This window comes from Seonamhaeicola sp. ABD4_175 (assembly GCF_056160885.1).
Map to the genome: position 1 here is coordinate 106,286 of NZ_JBSWYC010000001.1, position 12,794 is coordinate 119,079.

The following is a 12,794-nucleotide window of genomic DNA, read 5'->3' on the forward strand; positions in this document are numbered from 1 at the left end:
GATATGAGTTTAATTTTGTTAGATATGATTTTAAAAACAGAAAAACCCTTGTAAAAACAAGGGTTTTATTTTCAAAGAAATCAAACAAATGGTTTTACAAATAAAATATTTATTGTGAAGCTTTGGCTTTTTCGGCTTTTATTTTTTTTACGTATTCTCTGGGTAACATACCAAATTGTTTTTTGAAACATTGCGAGAAATATGATGACGTATTAAACCCAGTCATGTACATAATTTCTTTTACTGAAAAATTACTTTGCTCTAAAAGTTGAACTGCTCTTTTTAGTCTAATGTTTCTAATAAACGCACTTGATGAAAGCCCCGTAAGCTCTTTAAATTTAACGTATAAATTACTACGACTTAGACCCATTTCTTTCACCAGAAGTTCTACATTAAAATCTGTATTCATCATATGTTTTTCAACAATTTCAATGGCTTTTTTCAAGAACTTTTCGTCTAATGATGTTACGGTAACTTCTTCTGGCTGCAGTGTTATTTCTCTATTAAATTTCTTTTTTAAACCTTCTCTATACTTTAAAATATTACTAAGTTTTAATTTTAAAATATTTATATCAAATGGTTTTTTCATGTAACCATCGGCTCCTATTTTTAAACCTTCTATTTCGCTTTCGTTTGAAGATTTTGCTGTTAACATAATTACAGGAATATGGCTAGTTTTGTTTTGTGCTTTCAAGTTATTACAAAGTTCTATACCGTCCATTACCGGCATAATAACATCGGTTAGTATTATGTTTGGTATTACTTTATTGGCTATTTCTAAACCTTCGGCTCCATTTTCAGCCTCTAATACTTTGTATGTTTCACCTAAAGCACGCTTTATAAAACTTCTTATATCTTTATTATCATCAACTACTAATAAAACGGGGAGTTTAGAGCGATAACTTGATATTTGAGAATCTGTTATTTCATCATTTAATTGAATTGCAAACGATTCTTGCTCTGAACTTCTTACCAGAAAATCGCTTTCGTTTTTTTCTTTTATACTTATTTCTGGTATGTTTTCATAAGCTGTTTTACGCTGTGGCAATTTTACAATAAAAGTAGTTGTTTTATTAGGTTCACTTTCAACGCTAATTGTGCCTTGATGAAAATTTATAAGATTTTTAGTGAAGGCTAAACCAATACCTGCTCCGTTTTGAAAATTGGTATTTCGCTTTTTATTTTTTTTGGTGTAAAAACGTTCAAAAATATTTTCAATATCATCTTTACTAATACCAACTCCCGTGTTTTTAACTTTTATTATTACAAAATCTGTACTTTGGTTTTGTAGCTCATTAGTTTCTTTAAAAATATTAACGGTAACTTCACCGCCTGCAGGCGTAAATTTAAATGCATTTGACAGTAAATTTTTAGTTATTTTCTCAAGCGCATCATGATCAAACCATGCTTTAATACTTTTATGCGGTGATTCTATATTAAAATCTATATCTTGCTTGTGTGCTATAAACTGAAAAGGCTCTCCTATATCTTTTACAAAGCTAATTATTTCTGTATTGCGTAATACAAGCCTCATTTTTCCTTGGTTTATTTTTCTAAAATCTAAAAGCTGATTTACCAACCGTAATAAATAATTGGTGTTTTTTAGCATGATTTGTGCTTGCTCTTGCACTACTTCATTATCTTTTGTTGTATTAGATGTTAGTAAATAATCTAAAGGTCCTTTTATAAGTGTTAAAGGTGTACGAAACTCATGTGAAATGTTAGTAAAAAACTCTAATTTTATTTTTTGAAGTTCTTCTTTTTGTTCCTTTTCTAATTGATCTAATTCTAATTGATGCTTTCGGGTTGTGCCTATAATGGTATATTTTCTGAAGGCCAATAAAAGCCCAATTGTAAGCAATGTATATATAAAATAGGCATAATTTGTTTTCCAAAAAGGTGGTGCTATATACAAATTTAATGTACTTGGTGTGGTATCCCAAACACCATCACTGTTTGATGATTTTACTTTAAACGTGTAATTTCCGGGTGCTATATTGGTGTAATTGGCATATCTATTATTAGATGTTGAGTTTATCCAATTTTTATCATAACCTTCTAATTTATATGAAAACTTATTTTTTAGTGGTGCTTCATAATGCAAGCCTGTAAATTCAATTGCAAAACTGTTTTGATTATACTTTAAGTTTAGATTTTTTTTATAGGCTATAGCACTATCTAAAACCACAGTTTCATTATATGTTTGGCCTACTTTTATTTTTTCGTTGAAAATTGAAAAATTTGATATTATGGTTTCTGAAGGTAATACATTATCGTTTATTTGACTTGGTGTAAACACATTAAAACCGTTAATACCACCAAACATTAAAGCTCCTGAGCTTAGTTTTAAAGCTGCTAATTCTTGAAACTCATTGTCTTGCAAACCATCATTTACATCATAATTTTTGAAGGTTTGATTTTCTGGGTTAAACTTTGAAAGTCCTTTATTTGTTGATATCCATACATGTCCCAAATGGTCTTCTAAAATAGATTTTACTACATTATTAGCTAAACCATCTTTTTGGTAATACCTCATAAACTTTTCAGAGCTGCCATTTCTAGGTGGTATATACCTATTTAGGCCGCCACCAAAAGTTCCTATATAAATATCGCCAGATGAATGCTCATATATTGGCATAATGTAATTATGACTTATAGAGTTAGTATCTTCTTTACTTGTTTTATAAACATCAAACATAGGGTCTTCTTCTAAAAGCTCATTATATTCTAGTTTTGATAAGCCATCACCTGTTGCAAACCAAATATTCCCTTTACTATCTTGGTAAATATACCTTATAATATTATTAGAAATACTGTACTTATTTTCTGGGTTATTTTTAAATACAGACACATTGTAAGACCCATTTTTATTTTTCACCATTCTATATACACCACCATTGTATGTGCCTACCCAAATGGTATTGTCTGTATCTTTTAATATAGAAAAAACACTATTTGTGGTTTCTAATAACAGTTCTGTTTTGGTGTTGGTTTTATTAGTGGCATCTTCAATATCTAACATATATAAGCCACGTTTATTTCCATCGCCAATTAATAATTTTTTTCGGTTGTTTATTTCAACTTCTTGTAGCGCAAAACCTCTTAAAACCTTTTCAAATTTTTTAAAGTTTTTATATTTACCTATTTCATTTTTAGGAAGTAAATTGAGACCTCCGCCTTCAGTACCAATCCAAACATTACCTAAACTGTCTTCAAAAAGCGCTCTAATTTTGTCATAACTTAAGCTATTGGGGCTTGATGTTTTTTTTACATGAAGAAATTGTTTTTTCTTGGGGTTTACTTTATTTACGCCACCACCGTTAGTACCAATCCAGATAATGCCTGTTTTATCTTTGTACAATAAATTAACCAAGTTTTTACTTAAACTATTTGGGTTAACAGGATCATAGGTGAAGTGATTTTCTTTTACTAATTGCCTACCTTTATCATTGAGTTCATATTGAAAAACACCTTTGTTGGTACCCACCCAATAATTATTATCATTATCAATAACCAAAGATTTTACGGCAGTTTTCAGCACTTGTTTTGCTTTTCTTTTTTTGTGTTTTAGGCTCTTTACAAATAAGCCTTTTGTGGTGCCAATTAGTAAATTACCTTTTTTATCTTCACCTAAATATGAAATAGTGCTATTGAGTACATCGGGGCTGTAATTAAGTTTTTTAAATTTAAACGTGCCATCATTAGTTTCAACAAGTTCAAATAATTTTTCAGTAGCAGAAAACCAAATGGTACCCATTTTATCTTGGTAAATTGTTTTTATTATTTTATTAAATGGAAGCTCTAAGCGCTTAAATATCATTTTACCTTTTGGTGTTTCATCTATTAATAAATTAACTCCTTTATCGGTAGCTACCCAAACTTTGTCTTTATTATCAACAAAAACTACTCTTACCATATCACTATCTATTGTTGTGCTATCATTTTCTATGTGATAATGCTTAGTAAACGTTTCGGTTTTTTTATCAAATTTATTTAATCCGCCACCGGTGGTACCAATCCATAAATTACCTTTTTTATCGCCACTAATAGTAAATATTATGTTACTACTAATGCTATTTTTGTTGTTTGGGTTAGGCACATAATTATCAAACTTATAGCCATCGTATTTATTTAAACCATCAAAAGTACCAAACCACATAAAACCTTCATGGTCTTGATATATACAATTTATATCACTTTGTGATAAACCTTCGCTTGTGGTAATACGCTCAAAATTTATATTGCTTTGGGCATTAATAATTTGAATTATTGAGAAAACAATAATATTAGATAATGTAGTAATGAAACGTTTGTTAAAGGTCATAATTAATGTACTATTCTGTTGAGAGATAATATAAATATACAATGTAATTTAAAATGAAAAAGACACTTGTTGCTCTTAATTTCATTTTAAAAATCATTTGTAGCCTAAACTAAATCATATGTCTTAAAACTTACTTTGGTTTACATTTAGTTTTGTATTGTCAGGTATCTCGTTTAAAAAGAATAAAAGATATTTCAATTAATAAAAAAACACTTAAAATGCGATTAACTAAAAAAACGCGCCAATTATCATTACTTTTAGGTTTAGGCTTAAACGTTGCCTTAAACTTAAATGCACAAAACACAAAAAAAGAACCATACAAAGCTACTTGGGAATCTGTTAACACTGTAAATGCCACACCAGATTGGTTTCAAGATGCTAAGTTTGGTATTTATGCCCATTGGGGCCCTGTTAGTAATGCTTTTGTAGGTGGAGATCCAGATACGTGGTATGCTGGTTGGCACGGAATGAAAATGTATGAAGATGGCAAAAAAGTACCTACCAAAAACGGAAAACCATCAAATAATTACATTCATCACAAAAAGAAATATGGAAATCCAAAAAAATACGGATATAAACATATAATTGAAGAATTTAATCCTTCTGGTTTTGACGCCAAAGCTTGGGCCGAATTATTTGAAAAATCTGGTGCTAAATTTGCAGGACCAGTAGCTATGCACCATGATAATTTTGCTATGTGGGATGCAAAATCTACACGATGGAATTCTATGAATTATGGTGGTATTGATCCTTCTGCCCAATTAAAAAAAGAAATTGAAGCCAGAGGCATGAAATTTATGGGGTCTTTTCATCATGCTTTTACTTGGAAATATTTTGCGCTAGCACACGCACATGGCGGTATAAACCCTAAAGATTATGATTTATACACCAACCCACACCCCATAGATTCTGATACTCCTGACGCACAGTTTTATGCAGATTGGTGGGCAAAATTAAAAGAGTTTATTGATGTTTATCAACCCGATTTAATTTGGTTTGACTGGTGGTTGGAAAACATGACTGAAGAATGTAGAACAGAATTTTTAGCGTATTACTATAACAAAGGTTTAGAATGGGGAAAAGACGTAGTGGTTTGCTACAAAGAAACCACATTTAATGAAAATGCTGCTGTTAAAGATTATGAAAGAGGCCGCCCAAACCAACCTAAAGAAAATGCTTGGTTAACAGATACATCACCAGGGGCTTGGTTTTACAGACCAGGTGCCAAATTTAAAACACCTAATGAACTTATTGATATTCTTGTTGATATTGTATCAAAAAACGGGCTAATGTTATTAAATGTTCCGCCAAATCCTGACGGTACTATTCCTAATGTTATGGCTAATTTATTAACTGAAATGGGCGCTTGGTTAGAAGTTAACGGAGATGCTATTTATGGCACAAGACCTTATACTATTTTTGGCGAAGGTCCAACAAGATTACCTGAAGGTGGCCATAAAGTTGAAAAATTAAAAATTGAATACACTAATAAAGATATAAGATTTACTAAAAAATCTGACAAAGAATTTTATGCCATTGTAATGGATAAACCTTCTGAAAAAACAGTTATTAAATCTTTTAGCAAACAAATTGGTCTTTTAAATTCAAAAATTGAAAGCATTGAACTTTTAGGTAGTAATGAAACTATTACTTGGGAAAGAAATGATGAAGGCCTTATAATTAATGCTGCAGAAAATTATCCTTCAAATTATGCGCATGCTTACAAAATAACGCTAGAAGGCTATACTGAAAACAATATTGGTGGTGCTGTTGATGCTCATGTAGATTAACAATATCTCTTTTCAATAAAAGCTTAAAACCTCAGACTAATCATCTGAGGTTTTTTTATGAATATCATTATAAATTATTCCCTCTATTGAAAAGACACATAAAAAAGAAGCCTTATTCTTTCAAAACAAAAACAAAAACAACACTTAGTCGATTATTTTTGCGTTTAAAAGATGTTATTTATACTTTTGACGAGTAATTAGCCCCCAAAGCTAAAAACTTAACCAATAATGAAAATAATTGTCCCTCTTTCAAGGTATTTGCCTTTGCAAATATTATTGTGCTTCGGTACACTAATATTTTCACAAAATAATACAGCCCAAAACTACACGGATTCTAGTGGTAATAATATTTGGAATATATCTGAAAATGCAAATTATAACAATAACGTAATTGTAATTGGTAGAGATGATGCTTCAAACTTAAATAAAAAACAATCTCAGGCTGCAAATAACAATATTACCATTGGCATTAAAACAATAGCAACATTAAACACCGAAACTTTTTTTAACAACAAAAGTTTTCTTGCATGTGGGCATAATAACAAAAGTACATCAACGGCATCTACAATAACCGTAAATTACAGTGCTTCAACACCTAATACGGCAACCAATGTTAGCGCTATAGCTATTGCAAGAATTTGGAAATTTGTTGTTACAGATACTATACCTACTATTAAAATTTCAATTCCTGAACACTTGGTTTTAAGTACAAAAAGTAGCAATAGTACTTATGTGATGTTAATTGCCGATGATGAAAATTTCACCAGTAATGTAACATCTGTAACTATGAAAGCTAACAGCACAAAACTTGAGGCTAGTTTTTATTTTACAGGTACTAAATATGTTACGTTTGCTTCAACTCAAATAACACCAGAAATCCCTAGAGCAGCTTCATTTCAAAACACACATTCATTTTTAAGCGCTGGCAATGTTCACAATTTAAACAATACAAGCTTTACGCTTAGTGGTTGGGTAAAATTGGCTTCAAATGGTAACTTTGATATTGTTTCAAAACTTAACAACACTAATGGTTATAATGTTTCAACAACAATTAACAACACGTTTAAATTTACTTGGAAAAACAATAATAACAGTTATAATATTGAAGCTTCAACAGCTATTTTAAAAAACCAATGGCTTCATTTTGCAGTAACTTACAACAGTAATAGCAACACGTTTATGCTTTATGTTGATGGTATTCTGGAAAGTCAAACATCAACAAAACCTGCTATAGAAAACAGCAACGATGCCCATTTTTTAATTGGTGCTTCAAACCATAAAACTCCAAAAAATTATTTTAATGGTAGTATTGATGAAATTAGAATTTGGAAAACTGCTTTAACCGCAAACCAAATTCGGTTCATTATGAATCAAGAAATTAAAGAAGATGCTCAATGTAATGTTGCGGGTAAAGTACTGCCCGCTTCAACAGAAAAAAATGATATTAATACAGTTTCTTGGGAAGATTTATTGGGTTATTACCCTATGAACACAGTGGTTTTTGGAAGTATAAAAGACGCATCAAAATACAATAACGATGCTTATATGATTAACTTTAATGGATTGGAACCACAAACAGCTCCTTTGCCTTACCAAACAGCTCAAAATGGCCATTGGGACAACCCAAATACGTGGCTTAACGGTAATGTGCAATATAGCCCTGGCGCAAAATCTTGTAGTTTTTCAAACCAAACCATTAACAATGCTATAGCTGTTATCAATCACAATACTACTTTAAGTAATGATAATAACAATTTAATTCCTGAACAAAATAACGGCGATAGAAATGTTTTGGGATTAATTGTAAACCCTAACGGATCTTTAGTTTTAACTGGCAACAACAATGATAAAACAGGGTACGCTTTAACTGTTACGCATTATTTAAAAATAGACGGTAGTATTGATTTAGAAGGTAAATCTCAACTTATACAAACACTTGGTAGTTTTTATGATTCTAGTAGCATTGGCTCTTTAGAACTAAACCAACAAGGTACAGCAAACACGTATACTTATAACTATTGGTCATCTCCCGTTGCCCCTACTAGTAATACAAATTATACTGCAAAAAGTGTTTTAGATAATATCGGTTTTTTAACATCGGGGTATAACGGCACATCATCGCCTGTTAAAATTGCCGATTATTGGATTTGGAAATACGCCAACAACCCTAACATAAATTGCTCGCAGTGGCAACATGTTAGAAGTACAGGTGCCATTAAAGCTGGTGAAGGCTTTACTATGAAAGGGCCGGGAACAAATAACACCAACCAAAATTATGTGTTTAAAGGGCAACCAAATAATGGTGATATTAACTTAAACATTGTTGCTAACAACAACTATTTAATTGGAAATCCGTATCCATCTGCTATTGATGCTGATGTATTTATAAAAGATAACATATCGGTTTTAAACGGCGGAAATAACACTGAAAATATTATTAATGGCACCATTTATTATTGGGATCATTTTGCTGCAAACTCACACCAACCATTAGAGTATAACGGTGGTTATGCAATGTACACATTAATGGGCGGCGTTAAGGCACTTACACACAATACACGCTTAAATACACCCAATATAAAGCAAACAACAGCACCTAGTAAACAGGTTTCTGTTGGGCAAGGATTTATTGTATCTTCAACAGTAAATAGTAATATTAATAACACAACTGTTAGCGGCGGAAAAATTACTTTTAATAATACCCAAAGAACTTTCAAAAAAGAAGAAGTAAAAGCTCATGAATCTGAAAAATTGAAAAACATCACCAGTAAAATTAGTGAAACTGATACCCGACAAAAATTGCGTTTATTAATAAGCACACCTACAGGGTATCATCGTGAGCTGCTTTTAGGTGCAGATGCCAATGCAACAACAAATTTTGATTTGGGTTATGAAGGTGTTTTAATTGAAAACAACAAAGAGGATGCCTTCTGGTTTTTACTTAATTCAAAATTAATAATACAGGCCGTAAATAATTTTGATAGTTCACAAGTTTTGCCACTTGGTGTTACAATTAATAAAGCGGGTTTAATTACTTTAAAAATTGATTCTTTAGAAAATATAGATGAAGATAAATCTATTTTCATACATGATAAAGCGCTTAATTTATACCACAACATAAAGGATAGCAATTACCAAACTTACATGAATGCGGGAGAATATCTTGATAGATTTGAATTAACGTTTGGCACTACAACCGCAAACGCGTTAAGTAATGAAACATTTGAAACTAAAAATCTTCAAATACATTACGCTAATAATAGCAATCAAATTGTTATTATTAATTCAATAAATGAAAACATAAAATCTGTTTCATTACACAACATTTTAGGGCAATCATTTATTAATAAAACCCTAAATACCAATGAAGATTACATTGCTGTTGAAACTTTAAAATTACAATCTGGCACTTATATTTTAAACGTTGAAATAGATGATAAAACTATTTCTAAAAAAGTAGTAATAAACTAGTGTTTATACTGAATAAATCCTTAAAAAAGAAAAGCCCTTATTTTTATTAAGGGCTTTTCTTTTTATTTTTTTACAGCTTTAATTAATTGAGATAATTCAAGGTTGTCTTGCGTACCAGTTATCATGTTTTTTAACGTGTAAGTGTTTGATTTTACTTCTTCTTCACCAACCAAAACAACAAACGGAATATTACGCTTATTAGCATGCATCATTTGTTTTTTCATTTTAGCAGCATCAGGATATAATTCGGCATTAATATCATGTGCGCGTAATTGTTTTATAGCTTTAAAACTAAAAAGCGCTTCGTTATCACCAAAATTTATAAATAAAACCTCAACATTTTTATTTACAGTTTCAGGAAATAAATTCAACTCCTCAAGCACTAAGTAAATTCTATCTAAACCAAAACTAATACCAACGCCACTTACATCTTTTAAACCAAAAATACCCGTTAAATCGTCATATCTTCCACCGCCACCAATAGAGCCCATTTTTACGCCTTTTGGTGCTGAAACTTCAAATATAGCCCCGGTATAATAATTTAGGCCACGTGCTAAAGTAACATCTAATTGTAAAGTTGCTGTTTTTAAACCTAAAGCAGTAATGGCATTATCAATAAATGCCAATTCTTCAATGCCTTTTAAGCCTTCTTCTGAGGTTGATAAAATAGTTTTTAAACTCTCTATTTGAGATTCAAAAGCACCAGAAAGCGTAAATAAAGGTTGAAGTTTATCAATACCTTCTTGAGGAATACCTTTACTTAGCATTTCTTCTTTTACCTTCTCCTCGCCTATTTTATCAAGCTTATCAAGGGCTACTGTAAAATCTATTAATTTATCACTTGCACCAATAACTTCAGCAATACCTGATAATATTTTACGGTTGTTTATTTTTATTGTAACACCTTCTAACTGTAATTTAGAAAACACGGTATCGTACAACTGAATAAATTCAACTTCTTGCCACAAACTTTTGCTTCCAACTACATCGGCATCACATTGGTAAAACTCTCTAAAGCGTCCTTTTTGTGGTCTATCTGCCCTCCAAACAGGTTGAATTTGATAGCGTTTAAACGGAAATTCAATATCGTTTTGATGTTGTACAACATAGCGTGCAAAAGGCACGGTTAAATCATATCTTAATGCTTTTTCTGAGATTTTGGATATATGAGTTTTTGAATTGAAAAGAATAAACCTAATACTATTTGATAAAATTATTTTTTCAACCCTCTCCTTATCTTCTCCATTTAAAGGAAGAATCTTCTCAAAATCTATTTCTTTAATTTTAAAAATGTATTTTTTTAAATCATTTCTAAAAACTTCATTTTTTTCATAACCTACATTTAGTTCAGTTTCAACAGATTTTCTAAGTGTTCCTTGATCATTTCCTATTATTTTTTTAAGTATTTTAAAAAAAACATCAACCCCATATCGTGTAACTGCATCATCCTTGATTATAGAACTATAAAAATCACCAGAATTTAAAATTTTAAAAATCAAGCGGTCACCTTCATCGCCATATTTCCCCATTAAAGTACTTGAGTTTTCAAAACTTGGTGTTTCTATGGGTTGAAAGCCAAACGTTTCAAAAGCAGCACGAATGGTATTAAAAATATAATTGCGTTTTGCTACTTGTTCTGGATTAAAATCTCTTGTGCCTTTTGGTATACTTGGTTTTTGAGCCATAATTCTGCCTGTAAATACAGGTATCTCTTTTAAAAATTATAAAATAGATTCCGTATTAAAACACGGAATAACAAAAATAACTGTTTATCTTGAAAAAGGTTCCTGCATTAGCAGGAATAAAACCTTAATTTATAAGTTTATTAAAATATTTAAACAAATCGCCTTTAGTAATTACGGCGCCTTGTTCTATCATTTTAAACTTATCTAAGTTTTTATCTTCGGTGTAATCTTTATTTGCCTGTAAAAACTCAACATTTTCATCCATTAAATTTTCACGTAACCAATTGTAACCTTCAGTAGTTGTAATGTCTACATCATTTTTTAGGTTAATAACAATGGCTTGCATGTTTTCTTCGCCTAAATAAAACAAATACATATGTTTTGCCGAAATATGTTCTAAATATTCAGCTTTGTTTAAAACACCTTCCCAAATTAAATCACTAAACACATCTAATTCTGTTTCTGCCAATTCGGGTTTATTTACTTTTAAATTTTCCCATTCACTGGCAGTTATTTGTTGTGTTGCCAAAAAGTTTATAAACTCTTTATGTAGTTCTTCAAATTGTTCTTTTGTTAATCTTGAATATTTCATTGTAACTCTTTAAAGATTATTTTTTTAATTGGTTATTGCATTATAAGCATCAAAAGATCTGTCTGTAGCAATAATATCTATGCCGTTTTTAGACCATACTTTATACAATGAATCATTTTTTGCTTGTGCTTGTTTATCTAGGTTACCTAATGTTCCTAAAATTGTTTTTATTCCGTAAGAATGTATCTTATCATATAATGTTTTTGATGATAAGCGTGTACCTGTAAAGGCTAACATATTTTGGGTGGGAATTTTTGAGTGTATTAACCAATCAAGCTCCTTTTCGTTTCTAGCTGAAACTGATAATAGTAACTCTGGAGCAACTTTATGAGCAGCTACTGCTTGTTCTATACTATAAGTTATAATTATGGCTATGTCTTGAGCTAGCGCTTCTTTAATTAAATTTACTACTTTTTTCACAGAAACGCCTCGTTTAATATCAACCGTTAAAATTACATTATTCTTTTTTGCCCATTGCAAAACATCAATAAATAACGGTATTTTAAATGGTGTTTCATTTCCAAAATCATCTTTTAAATAATATGCTGAAAGTTCTTTGTAAGTGAAATTTGAAATTTTACCGTTTCCGGTTGTGGTTCGGTTTATTGCATTGTCATGCATTAAAACCAATACACTATCTTTAGTTAAAGCTACATCAATTTCATAGATGGCTCCTTTTATACTATCGTTAATAAATTGAAGTGTTTCTAAACAGTTTTCAGGATAATTCTTTATGCCTTTTCCGCCTCTATGTACACTTATTATTGTTGATGCTTTTGGTGAATACGCAAACGAACTTAATAAAGCCGATGGTTTATTTTGTTCTGTTTGATTAGCTGTTTGCTTACATGATAGCCCCAGAAGAAGAAAAAAAACTAGTAAATATTTCATAATAAAAAAAATGCGCCTCTAAATTTAGAAGCGCAAATTTA

At 30.6% G+C, this 12,794-nt stretch carries 6 protein-coding genes; 2 read left to right on the forward strand and 4 right to left on the reverse strand.

The annotated features are described in order from the left end of the window. Window positions 1-109: 109 nt before the first annotated feature. Window positions 110-4,324 (reverse strand): hybrid sensor histidine kinase/response regulator, encoded by a 4,215-nt coding sequence (locus ACXAG4_RS00375; protein ID WP_475294105.1) that lies wholly within the window; start codon window positions 4,322-4,324, stop codon window positions 110-112. Between the two features lie 218 nt (window positions 4,325-4,542). Here ACXAG4_RS00375 and ACXAG4_RS00380 point away from each other — a divergent pair, with 218 nt between their 5' ends. Together ACXAG4_RS00380 and ACXAG4_RS00385 are read left to right on the forward strand one after the other, a co-directional pair. Next, window positions 4,543-6,114 (forward strand): alpha-L-fucosidase, encoded by a 1,572-nt coding sequence (locus tag ACXAG4_RS00380; RefSeq protein WP_475294106.1) that lies wholly within the window; start codon window positions 4,543-4,545, stop codon window positions 6,112-6,114. 228 nt (window positions 6,115-6,342) lie between these two features. Next, window positions 6,343-9,585: a DUF8202 domain-containing protein gene (locus ACXAG4_RS00385; RefSeq protein ID WP_475294107.1), complete on the forward strand. Its 3,243-nt coding sequence runs from the start codon at window positions 6,343-6,345 to the stop codon at window positions 9,583-9,585. 62 nt (window positions 9,586-9,647) lie between these two features. Here the strand turns inward: ACXAG4_RS00385 and hisS are convergent, their stop codons facing one another. The 3 genes from hisS to ACXAG4_RS00400 all read right to left on the reverse strand — a co-directional run bounded on the left by hisS (window position 9,648) and on the right by ACXAG4_RS00400 (window position 12,753). Continuing rightward, entirely contained in the window at window positions 9,648-11,270 is a 1,623-nt protein-coding gene (hisS, locus tag ACXAG4_RS00390) for a histidine--tRNA ligase (RefSeq protein ID WP_475294108.1), read from the reverse strand. 124 nt (window positions 11,271-11,394) lie between these two features. Then, window positions 11,395-11,862, reverse strand: coding sequence for a DUF6495 family protein (locus ACXAG4_RS00395; protein ID WP_475294109.1), 468 nt, complete (start codon window positions 11,860-11,862; stop codon window positions 11,395-11,397). Between the two features lie 24 nt (window positions 11,863-11,886). Beyond that, window positions 11,887-12,753 (reverse strand): glycerophosphodiester phosphodiesterase family protein, encoded by an 867-nt coding sequence (locus ACXAG4_RS00400; RefSeq protein ID WP_475294110.1) that lies wholly within the window; start codon window positions 12,751-12,753, stop codon window positions 11,887-11,889. Window positions 12,754-12,794: the final 41 nt, after the last annotated feature.